The organism is Actinoplanes sp. DH11 (assembly GCF_020873875.1).
In the GTDB taxonomy this organism is placed as follows: Bacteria; Actinomycetota; Actinomycetes; order Mycobacteriales; family Micromonosporaceae; genus Actinoplanes.
This window is the reverse complement of the sequence record NZ_JAHWGU010000010.1, coordinates 34122-53343: the sequence shown is the minus strand read 5'-3', so window position 1 is coordinate 53343 and position 19222 is coordinate 34122. Positions and strand designations below refer to the sequence as shown.

General features: G+C 73.0%; 19 protein-coding genes. 11 read left to right on the top strand and 8 right to left on the bottom strand.

Translation table 11 applies throughout. The annotated features are described in order from the left end of the window. Window positions 1-374 precede the first annotated feature (374 nt). Window positions 375-1553, top strand: coding sequence for a type IV toxin-antitoxin system AbiEi family antitoxin domain-containing protein (locus tag LPA41_RS16400; RefSeq protein WP_229071257.1), 1179 nt, complete (start codon window positions 375-377; stop codon window positions 1551-1553). Between the two features lie 251 nt (window positions 1554-1804). Here the strand turns inward: LPA41_RS16400 and LPA41_RS16395 are convergent, their stop codons facing one another. Further along, window positions 1805-3256, bottom strand: coding sequence for a glycoside hydrolase family 3 N-terminal domain-containing protein (locus LPA41_RS16395; protein ID WP_229071256.1), 1452 nt, complete (start codon window positions 3254-3256; stop codon window positions 1805-1807). A gap of 172 nt (window positions 3257-3428) precedes the next feature. On the opposite strand from LPA41_RS16395, the gene LPA41_RS16390 reads away from it, so the two are divergent. From LPA41_RS16390 to LPA41_RS16380, 3 genes are read left to right on the top strand one after another with little or no spacing between them, the layout of a single operon-like run. After that, entirely contained in the window at window positions 3429-4604 is a 1176-nt protein-coding gene (locus tag LPA41_RS16390; RefSeq protein WP_229071255.1) for an ROK family transcriptional regulator, read from the top strand. Between the two features lie 21 nt (window positions 4605-4625). Further along, the gene (locus tag LPA41_RS16385; protein WP_374238165.1) at window positions 4626-5480 is read left to right on the top strand and encodes an ABC transporter ATP-binding protein; all 855 of its coding nucleotides are present in this window, start codon (window positions 4626-4628) and stop codon (window positions 5478-5480) included. Continuing rightward, window positions 5477-6370: a ribokinase gene (locus LPA41_RS16380; RefSeq protein WP_229071556.1), complete on the top strand. Its 894-nt coding sequence runs from the start codon at window positions 5477-5479 to the stop codon at window positions 6368-6370. The genes LPA41_RS16385 and LPA41_RS16380 overlap by 4 nt, the downstream gene beginning before the upstream one ends. 21 nt (window positions 6371-6391) lie before the next feature. On the opposite strand, the gene LPA41_RS16375 is transcribed toward LPA41_RS16380, so the two are convergent. Genes LPA41_RS16375 through LPA41_RS16360 form a run of 4 tightly spaced genes read right to left on the bottom strand, consistent with a single transcriptional unit; the run spans window position 6392 to window position 8715 of the window. Beyond that, window positions 6392-6925, bottom strand: a complete 534-nt coding sequence (locus tag LPA41_RS16375) for a PAS domain-containing protein (protein ID WP_229071253.1) — start codon at window positions 6923-6925, stop codon at window positions 6392-6394. An 8-nt stretch (window positions 6926-6933) separates the two neighbouring features. Then, complete coding sequence (locus LPA41_RS16370) at window positions 6934-7848, bottom strand: methyl-accepting chemotaxis protein (RefSeq protein WP_229071252.1); 915 nt, start codon at window positions 7846-7848, stop codon at window positions 6934-6936. 55 nt (window positions 7849-7903) lie between these two features. Next, the gene (locus LPA41_RS16365) at window positions 7904-8257 is read right to left on the bottom strand and encodes a hypothetical protein (RefSeq protein ID WP_229071251.1); all 354 of its coding nucleotides are present in this window, start codon (window positions 8255-8257) and stop codon (window positions 7904-7906) included. Further along, window positions 8254-8715: a DUF6232 family protein gene (locus tag LPA41_RS16360; protein ID WP_229071250.1), complete on the bottom strand. Its 462-nt coding sequence runs from the start codon at window positions 8713-8715 to the stop codon at window positions 8254-8256. The genes LPA41_RS16365 and LPA41_RS16360 overlap by 4 nt, the downstream gene beginning before the upstream one ends. Window positions 8716-8793: 78 nt before the next feature. Between LPA41_RS16360 and LPA41_RS16355 the strand changes: the two genes are divergently transcribed. From LPA41_RS16355 to LPA41_RS16345, 3 genes are all read left to right on the top strand, one after another. Next, window positions 8794-9567 carry an enoyl-CoA hydratase/isomerase family protein gene (locus LPA41_RS16355; protein ID WP_229071249.1) on the top strand — a complete coding sequence of 258 codons (774 nt, stop codon included), beginning with the start codon at window positions 8794-8796 and terminating at the stop codon, window positions 9565-9567. A 42-nt stretch (window positions 9568-9609) separates the two neighbouring features. Next, on the top strand, window positions 9610-11685 hold the full coding sequence (locus LPA41_RS16350; RefSeq protein ID WP_229071248.1) for an Hsp70 family protein: 2076 nt from the start codon (window positions 9610-9612) through the stop codon (window positions 11683-11685). 105 nt (window positions 11686-11790) lie between these two features. Then, a complete protein-coding gene (locus LPA41_RS16345) occupies window positions 11791-13413 on the top strand; it encodes an acetolactate synthase (protein ID WP_229071247.1) in 1623 nt (540 codons plus the stop codon). Here the strand turns inward: LPA41_RS16345 and LPA41_RS16340 are convergent. Genes LPA41_RS16340 through LPA41_RS16330 form a run of 3 tightly spaced genes read right to left on the bottom strand, consistent with a single transcriptional unit; the run spans window position 13410 to window position 14634 of the window. Next, complete coding sequence (locus LPA41_RS16340) at window positions 13410-13844, bottom strand: PLD nuclease N-terminal domain-containing protein (protein ID WP_229071246.1); 435 nt, start codon at window positions 13842-13844, stop codon at window positions 13410-13412. The two genes, LPA41_RS16345 and LPA41_RS16340, sit on opposite strands and share 4 nt — an antisense overlap. A 38-nt stretch (window positions 13845-13882) precedes the next feature. Next, window positions 13883-14251 (bottom strand): DUF202 domain-containing protein, encoded by a 369-nt coding sequence (locus LPA41_RS16335; protein ID WP_229071245.1) that lies wholly within the window; start codon window positions 14249-14251, stop codon window positions 13883-13885. After that, entirely contained in the window at window positions 14251-14634 is a 384-nt protein-coding gene (locus LPA41_RS16330) for a DUF202 domain-containing protein (RefSeq protein WP_229071244.1), read from the bottom strand. Before LPA41_RS16330 ends, LPA41_RS16335 begins: the two co-directional genes overlap by 1 nt. A 404-nt stretch (window positions 14635-15038) precedes the next feature. Here LPA41_RS16330 and LPA41_RS16325 point away from each other — a divergent pair, with 404 nt between their 5' ends. The 4 genes from LPA41_RS16325 (at window position 15039) to mnmA (ending at window position 19199) form a co-directional block, all read left to right on the top strand. Further along, window positions 15039-15818, top strand: coding sequence for an electron transfer flavoprotein subunit beta/FixA family protein (locus LPA41_RS16325; RefSeq protein ID WP_229071243.1), 780 nt, complete (start codon window positions 15039-15041; stop codon window positions 15816-15818). 14 nt (window positions 15819-15832) lie between these two features. Then, on the top strand, window positions 15833-16783 hold the full coding sequence (locus LPA41_RS16320; protein WP_229071242.1) for an electron transfer flavoprotein subunit alpha/FixB family protein: 951 nt from the start codon (window positions 15833-15835) through the stop codon (window positions 16781-16783). 142 nt (window positions 16784-16925) lie between these two features. Beyond that, window positions 16926-18101: a cysteine desulfurase family protein gene (locus LPA41_RS16315; protein WP_229071241.1), complete on the top strand. Its 1176-nt coding sequence runs from the start codon at window positions 16926-16928 to the stop codon at window positions 18099-18101. 9 nt (window positions 18102-18110) lie between these two features. Further along, entirely contained in the window at window positions 18111-19199 is a 1089-nt protein-coding gene (mnmA, locus tag LPA41_RS16310) for a tRNA 2-thiouridine(34) synthase MnmA (protein WP_229071240.1), read from the top strand. Window positions 19200-19222 lie beyond the last annotated feature (23 nt).

The window sequence follows — 19222 nt, the reverse complement described above, 5'->3', positions numbered from 1 at the left end:
TGCGCTCAGTGCGGGGCCCAGCGCGCGCGGGTCTCCGCGTGTGCCGGTTTCAGTGCGTCGCGCCAGGGTGGGCCTTGCGCTCAGTGCGGGGCCCAGCGTGCGCCGGTTTCAGCGCGCGTGGCTCCCAGGGCGTCGCTTCTCAGTTGCGCCGCCCCCCGCGTGGGCCGCCCCCAAACGTGGGCCGCCTCCCAGCGCGCGCCGCCTCACCCACCTCGCGCTGCGATCTTGGAGTGCGGTGGGGAGGGCAGGAAGGGGTTTGTGGTTGGTAGTGGGGCCTGTAACACCCACCAGACTCCACGTAAGCGTTGTCCACATTCCCCGCCTCTCCACAGACCACGTGGCGATCTCGGTTACCGGGGCGGAACCTCGCTCGCATGGCAGCAAACCTCGAAGACATCAAGCGCCGTCAGCGTGGCGTGATCACCACAGCGCAGGCGCGGGAGGCCGGTCTGAGTGCCGACACCATCCGTAACCTGCATCGGTCGGGGCGGTGGCCTCGGCTGTACCGGGGCGTCTACGCCACCTTCACCGGTGAGGTGCCGCGGCCGGTGATGCGCTGGGCGGCGGTGCTTTCGGCTGGTAGGGGCGCCCTGCTGTCGCACCGCTCCGCGGCCGAGGAACTCGGACTGGTCGAGGAAGAGGCCGGCGCGATTCACGTGCTGGTGCCCGCCGAGCGCCGTATCCACGCGGCCCCCGGCATCGTGGTGCACCGGGCGCGGCGACCGGCCGAGCGGCGGCATCCGAGCCGGCTGCCACCTCAGACGCGGGTGGAGCAGACGGTTCTCGATCTCGCGTCGGCGGCCGTGTCGGACGACGAGGCGATGGGCTGGATCACTGCTGCCTGCGGCCGGCGGCTGACGACGCCGGAACGGATCACCCGGGCGTTGGACCGCCGTCCGCGCCTGCTCGGGCGGGGGCGGCTGGGGGTGCTGCTCGCCGATGCCGGTGCCGGCTGCGCCTCGGTGCTCGAGTGGCGCTACCTGCGGAATGTCGAGCGCGCGCACGGCTTGCCCACGGCTCAGCGCCAGGCCCGGCGCCCACGCCCGAGCAGCAGCCGGCCCAGCGACCCGATAAGCGAGCAGAAGGACGGCCAAAGCGGCAGTCAGGGCGGCAGCCGGCAGGACGGCAGCGGGCAGGACCGCGTCCAGCCAGATGGTGGGCGAAGTGGCAGCCGGCAGGACGACCGGCGTGACGGCATCCAGCAAGACGGCCGAGCCAGCGGTCACGTCGGCCGGCAGGACGGCGGCGGGCAGGACGGGCGGCACGGCCCGGGGGTGGGTGGTGCCTGGTACGACGATGTCTTCTATCGGGACCACGGTGTCCGGGTGGAACTCGACGGCCGGGCGGCGCACCCGGCCGAGCACCGCTGGCGGGATTTCCGGCGTGACAACGCGGCGGCCGAGTCCGGGGAGGTGGTGCTGCGGTACGGCGCGGCCGAGGTGGGTGGCGACCCGTGTGCGGTGGCGGTGCAGGTGGCTGCCGTGCTGCGTACCCGGGGATGGGTTGGCTCTGCTCGCCGCTGCGGCCCGGGCTGCCGGGCGGTCAGGTGGTGAACCGGGCGTGGGGACTGCTCCCGAAGTCGACCCTCGCCCGGCTCACCGTCTGCGCCGCGGTTCTCCACTGGTCCCGAGTCGAGCCGCGACGTCCCCAGACCCACCTATGGTCATGACGCTACGTGATGCCCGTCCTGTCCCGGAACCGCTGCGTAACCGGATTGTCCGTTCGGTTGGCCCGCTTCGGGCGGAAGGTTCGGACTTTATCCGACACGGCGCTCAATAGCCTCGAAACGAATAACTGTACGTAGTCAGACCGCGACACCGAGAACTTCGGCTGCGGCCTGTCCGTTGGCCCGGCTCGCCCCGTAGGTGACCACGAAGGCGCGCACGCCCGCCGGCCGCCAGCTCGACGGCCACCCCATCTCGACCACGCCGACCGGGCGGCCCTGTGCCAGCTTCTCCACCAGGGCCCGCGCCTCGGGCGAGCTGTGGATCCGCCGGCCGACCACCACGACCGGCCGGTCGCCCGCCGCCGCGGCCACCTGCTCCGGGGTGGTCGACACCGCGGCGACCTCCAGCAGCTCGGTACCGTCCAGGTGCGGCCGCAGTCCCCACGGCACCGAACCCTCGGCGATCGAGGAACCGGATGTCAGCTGCACGATCAGGGGTGCGGCGAGTTCGCGGGGGGCGCCCTCCACCCGTACCGCCCGTCGTGCCGCGGCGAGCCCCAGCGCATGGTCCTCAGCCGCCGCCGGTCGGGGTGTCGCCGTCCAGGCGGCGAGGGCCGCGGTGCGCGCGGCCGCGCCTTCCAGCCGGGAGGCGGCGAGCCGGCCGTCGGTGACCGCGCCGGCGATCTCGGCGGCGACGGCCTCGACCAGGTCCCGGTCCACCACGGCGCCGATGCAGAGCAGGTCCGCGCCGGCGGCGAGGGCGGCCACCGCGGCGAGCGGGACGCTGCCGGCGGCACCCGCGGCGCCGCGCATCTCCAGGGCGTCGGTGACGATCGCGCCGCGGAAGCCGAGTTCGTCGCGGAGCAGCCCGGTCAGTACGGCCCGGCTGAAGGTGGCCGGCAGGTCGCCGGTCAGCGCCGGAACCCGGATGTGGGCGCTCATCACGGCCTGCGATCCGGCGGCCACGGCAGCGGCGAACGGCGGCAGGTCACGCCGGTGCAGCACGTCCGGTGTGACGTCGACGGTGGGCAGTTCGAGGTGCGAGTCGGAGACGGTCGCGCCGTGGCCGGGGAAGTGTTTGGCGCAGGCCGCCACGCCGGCCGACTCGAGTCCGGTCACGGCCGCGGCGGCGTGCCGGGCGACCAGGGCGGGGTCGGCGCCGAACGAGCGGGTTCCGATGATCGGGTTGTCGTCGGCGGTGTTGACGTCGACGGTGGGCGCCAGGTTGAGGTTCACGCCCGCGGCAGCCAGGTCGCCGCCGACGGCGGCGTAGACCCGGCGGGTGAGATCCGGGTCGTCGACGGCGCCGAGTGCGGCATTACCGGGGTACGGGCTGCCGGTCAGGTGGCCGAGCCGGGTGACGTCGCCACCCTCCTCGTCGATCGCGAGCAGCACGTCGGGGCGGGCCGAGCGCAGGGTGCCGGTCAGGCGCGCGAGCTGCTCGGCCCCGGCCACATTGGTGCCGAACAGGGTGTGCCCGGCGAGCCCGTCGGCGACCAGTTCGAGCGCCCAGTCCGGTGCTGTGGTGCCGGGGAAGGCGGCGAGAAGGGTGCGCAGGGCCAGCCGTCGGAGGCCCGGGTCGTGAGACATGTTGTCCTTCCGGTGGAGCGAAGGTGGTCCGGGATACCCGCGACCTGCCATGATCGCTCGGAGTCGATGGGCAACCCTCCGGTTGGGCAACGTCGCCTACCGTTACGCTGCGGCTGCGTGTCGAGCGTCGACACTGTAACAGGAAAGAACCTTTAGTATTAGGGGACAACCTATGGCCACCCGTCTCCCGGGCACGCCCCGGCTGCTGCGCGCCCTCAACGACCGTGCGGCGCTGGACCTGCTCCTCACCCGAGGGCCGCTGACCCGCGCGCAGCTCGGTGAGATGACCGGCCTCAGCAAGGTCACCGCCTCCCAGCTGGTCGAACGGCTCGAGGAGCGCGGCCTGGTGCGCCGGGTCGGCGAGCAGGCCGGCGGCCGCGGGCCGAACGCGCAGCTCTACGCCGTCACCCCGGGCAGCGCCCACGTGATCGGCGTCGACGTCGGGCCGGACTGCGTCGTCGCCGCCTGCGCGGACATCACCGGCGCCATCACCAGCCGGGTCGAGCAGAGCACCAAGGACACCGACGACCCGGTCGGCGTGGTGCACAACGCGGTGGTCCAGGCCGCCGCCGAGGCCGGCACCAGCATGTCCTCGGTGCGCCGGGTGGTGCTCGGCACCCCCGGCCTGGTCGACCCCGAGTCCGGCGAGATCTCCTTCGCCCACGACCTGCCCCGCTGGCACCGCGGCCTGCTCGCCGAGCTGCGGCGCGACCTCAGCACCCCGGTCTTCTTCGGCAACGACGTGAACCTCGCCGCGGTCGCCGAGTCCGTCTCCGGTGCGGCCGCCGGGGTCAGCGACTTCGCGCTCGTCTGGATCGGCCGGGGCGTCGGCCTCGCCACGGTCATCGCGGGTCGCCTGCACCAGGGCGCCACCGGCGCGGCCGGTGAGATCGGTTACCTGCCGGTGGCCGGTGCCGAGGTGCCGCACAACGCGTCCCGCCGTGGAGTGAAAGGCGCGTTCCAGGCGATCGCCGGCGCCGACGCGGTGAAGGCGATCGGCAAGCAGTTCGGTTTCCGGGGCAACGAGGCGGCCGACGTGGTGCGGGCCGCCGTCGCGGCCGGTCCGGCCGGTGAGCCGGTGCTCGACGAGCTGGCCCGGCGCCTGGCGCTCGGCGTGGCGGCCACCTGCGTGGTCCTGGACCCGCCGCTTGTCGTGCTCGCCGGTGAGGTGGGCCGGGCCGGTGACAGCGCGCTGGCCGAGCGGGTCGAGCGCGAGGTCGCCGCGATCACGCTGGTGTCGCCCAAGGTGGTGGTGACCCGGGTGACGTCCGAGCCGGTGCTGCACGGCGCCCTGCGGACCGCCCTGGACGCGGTCCGCGACGAGGTGTTCGGGTCGACGACCGACTGAGTAGGGGGTACCCGTACGGCCGTGGCGGTTCCGTGTCCGGACACGTGGTTGGATGGACGCGTGCTGGAGGCTGCCGTATCCATTCCGCCCGACGAGGACACCGTCATCGCCTTCGACCGCGTCAGCGTGGTCCGCGCGGGTAACTTCCTGATCCGAGACCTGTCCTGGCAGGTCGAGCTCGACGAGCGCTGGGTGGTGCTGGGCCCGAACGGTGCCGGCAAGACCACCCTTCTCAACCTCGCGTCCGCCCGGATGCACCCGACCCGAGGCCAGGCCTATGTGCTGGCCGAGCGGCTGGGCCGGACCGACGTCAACGAATTGCGTACCCGGGTGGGCATCACCACCGGCCGGTTCGCCGACCAGGTCCCACCGGACGAGAAGGTGCTGGACGTGGTCGTCACCGCCGCGTGGTCGGTGGTCGGCCGCTGGCGGGAGAGCTACGACCCGCAGGACGAGGCCCGCGCCCGCCAGCTGCTTGACCAGCTGGGCATCGCCGGTTTCGCCGACCGGGCGTTCGGGACTCTTTCCGAGGGTGAGCGCAAGCGGACCCAGATCGCCCGCGCGCTGATGACCGACCCCGAGCTGATGCTGCTCGACGAGCCGACCGCCGGGCTCGACCTGGGTGGCCGGGAGATCCTGATCGGTCACCTGAGCGAGCTCGCGATGGACCCGGACGCCCCGGCCATGGTGCTCGTCACGCACCACGTCGAGGAGATCCCGCCGGGCTTCACCCACGGCCTGCTGCTGCGCGAGGGCACCGTGGTCGCGGCGGGCCTGCTCGGCGAGGTGATGACCGCGGAGAACTTGACGAAGACGTTCGGGCTGCCGCTGGTCGTGGACCGGATCGGCGACCGTTACACCGCACGGGCCGGCTGATGGCGCCGCGCGTCGTCGTCGTGGGCAGCGCCAACATGGACCTGGTCGGGCTGGCGCCGACGCTGCCCCGGCCGGGTGAAACGGTCCTCGGCGACGACTTCGTGATGGCGCCCGGTGGCAAGGGGTCGAACCAGGCGATCGCGGCCGCCCGGGCCGGTGGCGCGACCACCTTCCTCGGTGCCATCGGCTCGGACGCGTTCGGCGTCACGCTCGGTGCCCGGCTGTCCGCTGCCGGCGTCGACACGAGCCGGGTCCGCACCAGCTACGGCGCCTCGGGCGTCGCGGTGATCATGGTGGATCGGGCCGGGGAGAACTCCATCCTGGTCAGCCCCGGCGCCAACCGGACCTTCACCGGGCTCAGCGACGAGGAGCAGGCGGTGATCGCCGGCGCCGACGTGCTGCTCTGCCAGCAGGAGATCCCGATGGAGACGGTGCACGCCGCGCTCCGGGCCGGCCGCGCCGGTGGGACCCGGACCATCCTGAACGCGGCGCCGGCCCGGGACCTGCCCCCCGGCCTGCTCGACGAGGTCGACCTGCTGGTGGTCAACGAGATCGAGGCCCGGGCGATCACCGGTGGCGAGGCGTCCGACATGGGCACGCTGCTGGCCGTGGTGCCCCGGGTGGTGCTGACGCTCAGTGGTGCCGGCGCGCGGTACGCGGACCGCGACGGCCGCGACGAGCACGTCCCGGCGTTCCCGGTGCAGGCCGCCGACACCACGGCCGCCGGTGACGCCTTCACCGGTGCGCTCGCGGTGGCCTGGGGCGAGGGGCGCGACCTGCTGGACGCGGTCCGCTGGGCGAACGCGGCGGGTGCGGCGTGCGTGCGCCGGGTCGGTGCCAGCGGCGCCCTGCCCGAGCGCGCCGAGATCGACGAGCTCTACAACTCCTAGCGACCTCTGGCGGCGCGGCTTCTAGCGGGCCGCGATCTCCCAGATCAGCTCGTCGTAGGTGCTGCCACGCTCGGCGAGCACCGCTTGCAGGGCCGCTACACCGGCGGCGACGGCGTCGGGCGTGTGATCGTGCCGGCGTTCGGCGGCACGCAGCACGGCGTAGAGCTCGTCGGCCGCGGCCACCGCGGTACGCGACGGCACCCGGCGGTTGGAGTGGTAACCGACCAGCCGGCCGGCCGTGTCGTACGACGGTGTGACGTGCGCGAACACCCAGTAGTGGGCACCGTCGGCGGCGAGGTTCAGCACGTACGCGAAGATCTCTTGTTCCTGCTTGAGGGTGTCCCAGAGGAGCTTGAAGACGGCCCGCGGCATGTCCGGGTGGCGGATGATGTTGTGCGGCTGCCCGACCGCGTCCTCCTCGGCGAGTGCGGAGACCCGCAGGAAGACATCGTTGGCGTACGTGATGACGCCGCGCGGGTCGGTCTTGCTGACGATCAGTTCGCCGTCGCCGAACGTCCGTTCCGTCCCGGTAGGCCGGGTCTGTGCCAGTCGCATGTCGGGTCTCACGCCTCCCGGATCATCGTGACGAACCGGGAGACCTCGCCCTGCAACACCTCGGCGAGCTGGGACAAGCCGCCGGACGAGAGTTCCTGGCCGCCGTCCACCGCGCGGGCGATCCCGTCGACCAGGCCGCTCATCTCCCGGATCCGCGCGGTGACCGCCTCCAGCACGCCGATCGCGTCGGCTGCGGCCTGCTGCACGCCGTCCACCTGCCGCATGATCTCCTCGCTGGACGCGCTCGTCTCGTTCGCCAGGGTCTTCACCTCGTTGGCGACCACGCCGAAGCCGAGACCGGCGGTGCCGGCGCGGGCCGCCTCGATCGTCGCGTTGAGGGCCAGCAACCGGGTCTGCGCCGACACCTTGTTGATCAGGTCGACGGCGTGCCGGATCTCGTCGGAGGAGCTGCGCAGCGAGGAGACCGTGCCGAGGCCGCGCTCGGCGTCGGTGACCGCCTCCCGCGCGAAGTCGGCGAGCCCGTTCGCCGAGGCACCCATCTCGGTGGCCGCCGTGGCGACCTGCTGGGAGACCGTGAGCACCGCGGACTCGAGCTGGTCGGCGAGCCGCTGCCGGCCCCGGGCGGCTTCCGCGAACTCGGCGGCGGTGCGGCTCATCACCTGGTTCGAGTGGGTGATCTGCCGAGCCGCCGCCCGGTACGCCCCGTTCAGTCCCTGATCGAGGAAGTGCCGATGGAACCGGCCGTCGGCAGCCGCGGCCGAGGCGGCGCCGGCTTCCCGGACGAACGCGTCGGTCTGGTCCAGCAGACCGTTCACGGCGGCGCGCAGGCCCGCCACCTGGGGTGATTCGCCGAGCCGCGGCACACGGGCCTCCAGATCGCCGGCCCGGGCGCGCTCGCAGACGTCGGTGACGACGCGGACCGCGTCGTCCAGGGGCTCGGGACGGATGTCTCGGTTGCTCATGATGTCTTCATCGTCCCCAAGACGGACCATCCGGACCGCGAAACGGCGGAAGCGGTCAGCGCGAGACGCGCCACGCCCAGGCGATCAGCGGTGCCTGGAGCGGGAGCCGGCCGTAGGCGATCGCCCGGCGGGCCGGGGACGCGTGCCGCCAGTCGGCCGCCATCCGCACGTTCGCCGGGAAGACGGCGGCGAAGAGGACCGCGGCGGCCAGACCACCGGCACGGCGGGTGCGCGGATGCGCCACGGCGGCGGCCACGGCCAGTTCGGCGACGCCGCTGACGTACGTCCACGTGCGCGGCGAACCCGGCAGCGACCGCGGCATGATCCGGTCGAAGGGTTTCGGGGCCACCAGGTGCAGAACCCCGGTGGTGGCGAGCAGGGCGGTCAGGCCGGCGGCGTCCCGCCTCACCGGCGCACCGCTGGCTCCAGCGCGCGCTGCAGGGCCCGGTAGACCCGGCCGAAGCGCTGCGCGTCGTCGGTCCGCAGCAGCAACACGTCACCGGCCGGCACGCGGCCCCAGATCTCCAGGTTCCGGCTGCCCCGGTCGTAGGACCTGTCGACGCGCTCCAGCAGCAGATCGGCGGCGGGGACGACGGCGAGGCCGATCAGGACACCGCCGACGAGCAGGGCGAGCGTGGTGGTGAACGACGCCTCGATCACCAGCGCGACGCCGACGGCGAGGAGCCCGACGAGCAGGGGCAGCATGATGGTGAGGCCGAGCGCACCCCGCCAGGCGATGACACCCCACCGGCGGGCGCCACGCGCGTACCACACCTGGATCAGCTCGGGTAACCGGAAGTTCTGGCCGTTCATCCGCACGCCGGCCGATGTGATGAGCACTTCCGGGTCCCGGTAGTACGTGGTCATGTCTCCTCCCAGGGGCCCAATGTAGCCCGTACCCGCCGTAGGCTGGCGGCCAAACCGGCATGCGCGAGGAGGCACGTGGTGGGCGAATTCGTACGGCTCGAGGTTGCGGACGGCATCGGCACGATCCGGCTGGAACGGCCGCCGATGAACGCGCTGAACACGCAGGTCCAGGAGGAGCTGCGAGCCGCCGCGCACGCCGCGACCGAGGACGAGCAGGTCCGTGCCGTGATCGTCTTCGGCGGCGAGAAGGTGTTCGCCGCGGGCGCCGACATCACCGAGTTCACCACCGTCACCTACCAGCGGATGGTGGCCCGGGCCGGCGCGCTCTCCAGCGCGTTCGACGCGGTCGCCCGGATCCCGAAACCGGTGGTGGCCGCGATCACCGGGTACGCGCTGGGCGGCGGCTGCGAGCTCGCCCTGGCCTGCGACTGGCGGGTGGTGGCCGACGACGCCAAACTCGGCCAGCCGGAGATCAAGCTCGGTCTGATCCCGGGTGCCGGCGGCACCCAGCGGCTCGCCCGGCTCGTCGGCCCGGCCAAGGCCAAAGATCTGATCTTCTCCGGCCGGATGGTGGACGCCGAGGAGGCGTTGCGGATCGGGCTGGCCGACCGGGTCGCCCCGGCCGCCGAGGTGTACGCGACAGCGGTGGAGCTCGTCCGGGCGTACACCACCGGCCCGGCCCTCGCGTTGCGCGCCGCCAAGCATGCCGTCGACGGTGGCCTGAGCACCGACCTGGCATCCGGTCTGGCGCTCGAGTCGCACCTGTTCGCGGGGCTGTTCGCCACCGACGACCGGGTGGAGGGAGTCACCGCTTTCGTCGAGAAGCGCAAGCCGAAGTTCACCGGCAGGTAGTGGAGGGACCGGTACGGGTCCGTCATTGCCTAGACTGCGGTCATGTCCATCGACCAGGGTGGTCCGAAGCGGTACGCCCTCGGCATCGACTTCGGCACCTCGAACACCGTCGCCGTGGCGCGATGGCCGGACGGCCGCGCCCGGCCGATCCTGGTCGACGGCTCACCGTTGCTGCCGTCCGCCGTCTACGCCGACGCCGCGGGCAACCTGTTGGTCGGCCGGGACGCCGTGCACAGCGCCCGGCTCGACCCGGCCCGGTTCGAGCCCAACCCGAAACGCCGGGTCGACGACGGCACCGTGCTGCTCGGCGAGCGTGAGTTCGAAACCGTCGAGCTGATCACGGCGGTGCTGGCCCGGGTGGTCGAGGAGTGGCACCGGGCGGTCGGGCCGTACCGGCCGCAGACCACGCTCACCTGCCCGGCGAGCTGGGGTTCGGCCCGCCGTACCCTGCTCGCCGAGGCGGCTGCGCGGGCCGGGCTCGAAGGCGCCCGGCTGGTCGCCGAACCGGTCGCGGCGGCGACCTACTTCGCCGAGGTGCTCGGCCGCGACGTGCCGATCGGCTCGGTCGTGGTGGTGCACGACTTCGGCGCCGGCACGTTCGACGCGAGCGTGGTGGCGCGCACGTCCACCGGCTTCGAGGTGCTCGCCGTGGACGGCCAGGACGACCTGGGCGGTCTGGACGTGGACGCCGCGATCGTGGAGCACCTGCGCACCGACGACTGGCAGCGGCTGATGGCGCCGGCCACGGTCGAGGAGCGGCGGGCCCGCCGGCAGCTCTGGGACGACGTGCGGATCGCCAAGGAACGGCTGTCCCGGGCGCAGGCCGCGGACTTCATGGTGCCGCTGCTCGACACCGAGGCCCACCTGACCCGCGAGGAGCTGGAGGCGGTGGCCCGGCCGGTGCTGGAGCAGACCGTGCAGATCACCCGGAACCTGCTGCGCTGGGCCGATCTGCCGGAGGGCCGGCTGGCCGGGGTCTTCCTGGTCGGTGGCGCCAGCCGGATCCCGCTCGTCGCCACACTGCTGCACCGCGAGCTGGGCGACCCGCCCGTGGTGATCGAGCAGCCCGAACTGGTCGTGGCCGAGGGCAGCATCCTGGCCGACGGCGCGCTGCTGACCAGCGAACCGGCCGCACCCGGGCCCACCGAGGAGATGCGGCTGCCGTCACGGCACCTGCCGCCCCACGACCTCGTCGTGGAGACCGAGGTGGCGGTCCGGGCCGCGGCGGCTGCGGGTTCGGGGATCGCGGGTTCCGGGGTCGCCGGTCCCACCGAGGAACGGCCCGCGGTGACCACACCGGTCACGGTGCGGCCGTCGGAGGAGCTGGCGGCCGAGGCGGAGGCGGCAACGGTCCTGGCCGCTCGGCCGGGGACCGAGCCGGAGTCCGCCGGGCACCCGGAACCGCTGAAGACCGAGCGCCTGGGCGAGAGCGCCGCCGCGCCGGCGGATTCGTTGCCCCGGCGCACGCCGCAGCCGGTGGAGGCCGACGCCGGTCGGGAGCCGGCGCCGTTCGAGGCCGACGCGTTCGACCCGGACACCCCGCCGCACCTGCGGCCGCCGGTGGACCCGTGGCCGCACGCCGACCCGTCCACCTGGCGTTCCGATCCGGATGCCACGGCCGCGACCTCGCCGCCTCGCAACGACGGGTGGCCCGCGCCGGGCGTACCCCCCAAGCAAGCCACAGGCACGCCGCGCGCGACGCGGCAGACGCCGCCGGTGGTGGCACACGCCCGGCCGATCTCCCCGTCGGGTGCCGCCGCGCGCCCGGCGTCGCCGGTGATGGGCTCGGCCCGCCCGGTCCCGCCGGCGCGTGCCGTGGCCGCCGCACCGCGCGCATCGCAGCGGCATCCGGCCCGGCCGCAGCCGCCCGGCCCCGATCCGCAGCCCGAGGTGCGGCAGCGCAAGGGCAAGCAGCGGCCGGCCAAGCAGCCCAAGCAGAAGAAGCCGAAGCGGCGCGGGCGCTTCCTACGCGGCGTCCAGATCCTGCTCAGCATGCTGGCGATGATCGTGGTGCCGCTCGTCGCGCTGGTCCTGGCGTACGGGTACGCCAACGGCGCCCCGCTCGAACAGGACGCGGTGAACGTCTTCGAGGACATCGCGAGGCTGATCGGCTGGTGATCTCCGGGTCCGTCTTCGGCGGAAGGTCCGCTCCGCCTCCGGCGGGCCGGCGGACGGTCCGCTCCGCCCCGGCGGGCCGGCGGCCTGGCACATGAGGGGAGCGGCATGACGGGTGCGATCGAGGGGCACGGCGGCGAGCTGGCGCTGGCGGCGCTGCGGGCGTACGGCGTGACCGAGATGTTCACGCTCTCCGGCGGGCACGTCTTCCCGCTGTACGCCGCCGCCCACGAGTCCGGCTTCGGCATCTACGACGTCCGTCACGAGCAGTCCGCGGTGTTCGCGGCCGAGGCGGTCGCCAAACTCCAGCGTCGTCCCGGGCTGGCCGTGCTCACCGCCGGCCCCGGTGTGACGAACGGCATCTCCGGGCTGACCAGCGCGCACTTCAACGGCTCGCCGGTGCTCGTGCTCGGCGGCCGGGCGCCCGCCTTCCGCTGGGGCGCGGGCAGCCTCCAGGAACTGGACCACGTGCCGCTCGTCGCGCCGGTCACCCGGTACGCCGCCACGGTCACCGCCACCGAGTCGATCGCCGGGGAGATCGGCGCCGCACTGACCGCCGCGCTCACCCCGCACCGGGGCCCGGCCTTCCTCGACCTGCCGCTCGACGTGATCTTCTCCACCGCGCGGACGGCCCGGCCCGGCGCCCCCGCGATCCCGGTCGCCGAGGCCGACCCGGACGACGTGGCCCGCGCCGCCGAGCTGCTGGCGACGGCGGACCGCCCGGTCATCCTGGCCGGCTCCGACGTCTGGGGCGGTGACGCGGTGGACGAGCTGCGGGAGGCCGCCGAAGCCCTGCGGGTCCCGGTCTTCACCAACGGAATGGGCCGGGGCGCACTGCCCCCCGATCATCCGCTCGCGTTCTCCCGGGCCCGCCGTCCCGCCCTCGCCGGGGCGGACGTGGTCGCGGTCGTCGGGACGCCGCTCGACTTCCGGCTCGGCTTCGGCGAGTTCGGCGAGGCGACGGTCGTGCACATCGTCGACGCGCCGTCGCAGCGGGCCACCCACGTGACACCGGCCGTCTCACCCGCCGGTGACCTGCGCCGCACCCTGACCGCCCTGGCCGGGTGGACCGGTGGCCGGACCGGTCACGAGGAGTGGGTGGCCGGGCTGCGGGCCGCCGAGGACGCGGCGAAGGCGCGGCACGCCGAGGAGATGACCGCCGGGACCGATCCGATCCGGCCGGCCCGCGTCTACGGCGAGCTGCGGAAGATCCTGGAGCCGGACGCGGTGACGATCGGGGACGGCGGCGACTTCGTGTCGTACGCCGGCCGCTATCTGGAACCGGCCCGCCCGGGAACGTGGCTGGACCCGGGCCCGTACGGCTGTCTCGGCACCGGTCTCGGTTACGCGATGGGGGCGCGGGTCACCTACCCGGACCGGCAGATCTGTGTGCTGATGGGTGACGGCGCCGCCGGTTTCTCGCTGATGGACGCCGAGTCGCTGGTACGGCAGGGCCTGCCGGTGGTCATCGTGGTCGGCAACAACGGCATCTGGGGCCTGGAGAAGCATCCGATGCGGGCGCTGTACGGCTACGACGTGGCGGCCGATCTGCAGCCGGGCCTGCGGTACGACGACGTGGTGCGCGCGCTGGGCGGCGCGGGGGAGACTGTGGAGAAGCCGGCCGAGGTCGGGCCGGCGCTGCGGCGGGCCTTCGAGTCCGGTGTTCCCTACCTCGTGAACGTCCTCACCGACCCGGACGACGCCTACCCCCGCAGTTCGAATCTGGCCTAGGGCTTCTTTTCGTCTTTTTGTTCGCCATCCGGTTGCCCGTTCTCCTCGGTCTCCCGGTCGGCGATCTCCCGCTCGGCCCGGCCGCGGTCCTCCGGGACCACCGGTCCGGGCTTGTCGCCCGGACCCAGCTCCTGCTCCCAGCGGGCGAGCATCTCCCGCTCACGGCGGGCCTTCTCGATGTTCATCGATCGCAGGAACTCCGGATCGTCGTCCGGCGAGGACGGGCGGGACGGTGCCCGGCGCGACCCGGCAGCGACCGGCCGGCCCCAGACGAAGTAGGCCGCCGGGCCGGCGATCGGGATGAGAAGGATCACCAGGACCCAGGCCGCACGGGGCATATTGCGGACACGCTCTGCCGAGAGACCGCTGATGAGCGCCAGGATGAGCAGGACGAGCGCCGCCGCGGCCAAGACGATGAACAACCGGACCATGCCGCAATGATGCCCCGCCCGAGCGAGGACGGCGACGATCAGAGCATGACAACCCATCCGGCGAGGACGCTCAGGGCCACCGTGACGAACGCGTAGGCCCGGATCCAGCCCGGAACGGGCGCCGGAACCGGGTCGTTGAGGCCCCGCGCGCGACGCAGCGCGAGCGCCACCAGGACCGCCCAGCAGATCATCGCGCCGGCCGCGGCCAGCCACTGCGCGGCCCCGGCGCCGGGCGCGAAGGCGGGCCGGACGGCGAGCAGCCCGACGACGGCGGCGGAGAGGCCGGTGCGCCGCCAGGCCAGCCGGGTGCGTTCCGGCGCGGCCCCCGGGTCGCGGAGGCCGGCGAGGCCGCGGCCGCCGGTGCCTGGCCGGGCGGGGTCGTCGCGGGCCGGCTCTTTGCCGATCATCAGAAGACTTGCACGAGAACCGCGGCGACCAGGGCGACCGCGCCGACGGCGACCACGATCGCGAGCACCGCGGGGAACCGGGAGCGGGGCAGGTCGGTGCCGAGCCGCATGGCCCGTTCGGTGCGCGCCCAGTGGTCCACCGCCCGGAGCGCGAGCAGGCCGCCGAGCGTCAGCAGGAGGATCGCGATGATCTCGCGCAGGTGCTCGATGGGCAGGGGTGGCAGGAACTGGGCGCAGGCCAGACCGCCGGCGAGGAGGGCCAGGGCGGTACGGATCCAGGCGAGGAACGTGCGTTCGTTGGCGAGCGAGAACCGGTAGTCCGGGGTGGTGCCGACCCTGGTGGATTTCTCCGGGTCGAACCAAAGAGTCAGGTCACCGAGCACGTGGCCGATTATCGACCCGCCGGGTCAAGAAGGCGGGGCCACAGGGAGCGGACTTCGTCACTGACGCAGGCCTCCCGGAGGCGGCCGCACCGGCACCACGGTGAGTCGGGTCCCGCGAGACCATGGGTCTGCGGGTTCACTGTCTTCTCGGATGCGTAAGTATGGGGCGTGGGCGAGCTGGTCTCGTCCACGAGCGAGACGTTTCGACCGGACATGTCAGACACCTCCTCGTCGCACTGTAGCGATCGTGATCGCGCCGTGGGTGAGGTGTGTCACTCTGGGTGGCCGGCAACAGGAAAGCTACTGGCGGGTAACCTTGCCGACATGTCCGCCGCGAGGCGTTCGAGCCGGCGGACGGGCCGACCGCAACGGTGCGTTCAATACAGGAGGGTCGTAAGAGCGCGATGAACATCGTCGTACTGGTCAAGCAGGTACCCGACTCCGGTGCCGAGCGCACCCTGAGCGCTGACGACAAGACCGTCGAGCGAGGCTCGGCAAGCAACGTCATCAACGAGATGGACGAGTACGCCATCGAGGAAGCGCTGAAGATCAAAGAGGCGCACGGTGGCGAGGTGACAGTCCTGACGGTCGGCCCCGGTGGCGCGACGGACTCGATCCGCAAGGCGCTCTCGATGGGCCCCGACAAGGCGGTGCACGTGCAGGACGACGCGCTGCACGGCTCGTGTGCGGTCGCCACCTCCAAGGTCCTCGCGGCCGCCCTGGGGACCCTGAACGCCGACCTGATCCTGTGCGGCGCGGAGTCCACCGACGGTCGTGTCCAGGTGGTGCCCCACATGCTGGCCGAGCGCCTCGGCGTGGCCGCGCTGACCGGCGCGCGCAAGCTGACCGTGGACGGCTCGCAGCTGACCGTCGAGCGGCAGACCGACGAGGGTTACGAGGTCGTCACGGCCGCCACCCCGGCGATCGTGAGCGTCTGGGACACCATCAACGAGCCGCGGTACCCGTCCTTCAAGGGCATCATGGCCGCCAAGAAGAAGCCGGTGCAGAGCCTTACCCTGGGTGAGCTGGGCGTGGCCGGTGACGAGGTCGGCTTCGCCGGTGCCACCAGCCAGGTGCTGGAGTTCTCGAAGCGGCCGGCGCGGTCCGGCGGCACCAAGGTCACGGATGAGGGCGACGGCGGCGCGCAGCTGGTCGCGTACCTCGCCACCGAGAAGTTCGTCTGAGAAGGGGTTTCGTCATGGCTGAGGTATTGGTCGTCGTCGAGGCCTCGCAGGCCGCCGGCGTCAAGAAGGTCACGCTCGAGATGCTGACCATCGCCCGTGGGCTGGGTTCGCCGTCCGCGGTCGTCTTCGGTGACGTGGCCGCGGTGAGCGAGAAGCTCGCCGAGTACGGCGCCGAGAAGATCTACGTCGCGTCCGGCGAGGACGTGGAGGGCTACCTGGTGGCGCCGAAGGCCACCGTGGTCGCCGAGCTGGTCAAGCGGGTGCAGCCGGCCGCCGTGCTGCTCGGCTCGACTCAGGAGGGCAAGGAGATCGCCGGTCGCCTGGCGATCAAGCTGGACAACGGCCTGCTCACCGACGCGGTAGCGGTCGACGCCGACGGCACCGCTACGCAGGTGGTCTTCGCCGGCTCCACGATCGTCAAGTCCCGGGTCACCCGGGGCCTGCCGATCGTGACGATCCGCCCGAACTCGGTCACCCCCGAGGCGCAGGCCACGTCGCCGGCGGTCGAGGAGCTGACCGTCGCGGTGTCCGACAAGGACAAGCTGACCAAGGTCGTCGAGCGGGTCACCGAGCAGAAGGGCTCGCGTCCCGAGCTCACCGAGGCCTCGATCGTCGTCTCCGGCGGCCGCGGCGTCGGCAACGCCGAGAACTTCAAGATGGTCGAGGAACTCGCCGACCTGCTCGGCGGCGCGGTCGGCGCGTCCCGGGCGGCCGTCGACAGCGGCTACTACCCGCACCAGTTCCAGGTCGGCCAGACCGGCAAGACCGTGTCGCCGCAGCTGTACGTGGCGCTCGGCATCTCCGGTGCGATCCAGCACCGTGCCGGCATGCAGACCTCGAAGACCATCGTCGCGGTCAACAAGGACGCCGAGGCGCCGATCTTCGAGCTCGCCGACTTCGGTGTCGTGGGCGACCTGTTCAAGGTCGTCCCGCAGGCGGCCGACGAGGTCCGCAAGCGCAAGTGACAACACCCTGACGAGACGGCCCGGCGATCTTCCGCCGGGCCGTCCGGCTTTTCCGCCAGAGGGATTCGAGTGGGGTTGATCTCGGTTGTCGGCGGAGGCGGACCCTGAGCGGTTGCCGGGGAAGCGCCTAAGCTTGGAGACGATGGCCTACCTGGATCACGCGGCGACCACGCCGATGCTTCCCGCCGCGCTCGACGCCTATGTCGCCGCGGTGCGGGAGGTCGGCAACCCGTCGTCCCTGCATGCTGCCGGTCGCGGCGCCCGGCGCCTGGTCGAGGAGTCGCGCGAGAGGATCGCCGCGGCGGTCGGTGCGCGCCCGTCCGAGGTGATCTTCACCGGCGGTGGCACCGAGAGCGACAACCTGGCGGTCAAGGGCATCTTCTGGGCCGGGCGTGCGGCCGACCCGGAACGCACCCTGGTCGTCGTGTCCGCCGTCGAGCATCACGCGGTTCTCGACGCGGCCGACTGGCTCGGGGTGCAGGAGGGCGCCGAGGTCGTCACGCTGCCGGTCGACGACGCCGGGCGGGTGCCGCCGGAGGCCGTGGCCGAGCTGATCGCCGAGCAGGGCGAGCGGGTCGCCGTGATGAGCGTGCAGTGGGCGAACAACGAGGTCGGCACGCTGCAGCCGATCGCCGAGCTGGCCGGGCTGGCGGCTGCCGCCGGCATCCCGTTCCACACCGACGCGGTGCAGGCGGCCGGGCAGGTTCCGGTCGACTTCGCGGCGAGCGGGGCCGCCGCGCTCACCATCACCGGGCACAAGCTGGGTGGGCCGGTCGGGGTGGGTGCGCTGCTGCTGGGCCGCGACGTCGCGTGCACGCCGCTGCTGCACGGCGGCGGCCAGGAGCGCGACGTGCGCTCCGGGACCTTGGACACCGCGGGGGTGGCGGCGTTCGCGACGGCGGTCGAGGCCGCGGTCAAGGCGCGGGAGGAATACGCCGTACGCGTCTCCGCTCTCCGCGACGACCTGGTGGCCCGCGTCCGGGCGGTGATCCCGGACGCGATCTTCAACGGCGCTGCCGAGGACCGGCTCCCCGGCAATGCGCACTTTTCCTTCCCCGGGTGCGAGGGCGACGCGCTGCTGCTGCTCCTGGACGCGCAGGGCGTCTACTGCTCGACCGGCTCGGCGTGTTCGGCCGGGGTGGCGCAGCCCAGTCATGTGCTGCTGGCGATGGGTGCCGACGACGCCCGCGCCCGCTCGTCCCTGCGGTTCACGCTCGGTCACGACAGCACCGTCGCCGACGTCGACGCCCTGCTCGCCGCCCTGCCCGGCGCCGTGGAGCGCGCCCGCCGAGCCGGAGCGTGGAAGACTCCCAGATAGGCTTCGGTCATGCGAGTTCTTGCGGCCATGTCGGGTGGCGTCGATTCGGCCGTCGCCGCGGCCCGCGCCGTCGATGCCGGACACGACGTCACCGGGGTGCACCTGGCCCTGGCACGTAATCCTCAGACGTTCCGGACCGGCGCGCGCGGCTGCTGCACCCTGGAGGACTCCCGGGACGCGCGGCGCGCCGCCGATGTGATCGGCATCCCGTTCTACGTCTGGGACATGGCGGAGGAGTTCCACGACAGCGTGGTCGACGACTTCGTCAACGAGTACGCGGCCGGCCGTACCCCCAATCCCTGCCTGCGCTGCAACGAGAAGATCAAGTTCTCGGCGGTGCTGGACCGGGCGGTCGCCCTCGGCTTCGACGCCGTGGTGACCGGGCACCACGCCCGGCTCGGTGCCGACGGGCTGCTGCGGCGCAGCGTCGACATCGCGAAGGACCAGTCGTACGTGCTGGCCGTCCTCACCCGCGCCCAGCTGGACCGGGCGATGTTCCCGCTCGGCGACTCCACCAAGGAGCGGGTGCGGGCCGAGGCCGCCGAGCGTGGCCTCGCGGTGGCCGACAAGCCGGACTCGCACGACATCTGCTTCATCTCCGACGGCGACACCCGCGGATTCCTGGAGAGCCGGCTCGGTGCCGCGCCGGGCGACATCGTCGACGGCCGGACCGGGGAGACCCTGGGGACCCACAACGGGGCGTACGGATTCACGATCGGCCAGCGCAAGGGCCTCGACCTGCGGGTGCCGGCAGCGGACGGCCGCCCGCGGTACGTGCTGTCCATCACCCCGGTGTCGAACACGGTGACCGTCGGCCCGCGCGAGGACCTCGAGGTCGACGTGGTCAGCGCCGAGCGCCCGATCTGGCACGACCTGTCGGCGGACGTCTCGTGCGAGGTCCAGCTCCGGGCGCACGGCGAGGTGGTCCCGGCGACCGTCTCGGTGGCCGACGGCACCCTGACTGCCCGGCTGACCACCCCTGCCCGGGGGGTCGCCGCCGGTCAGGCCATCGTCGCCTACCGGCCCGACCCGGGCGGCGACATCGTGCTCGGCTCAGCCACGATCACCGCGGGCAGCCGGGCCGGCGCCGATGTCTGAGTTCCCGTTCACCGCTGGCAGCT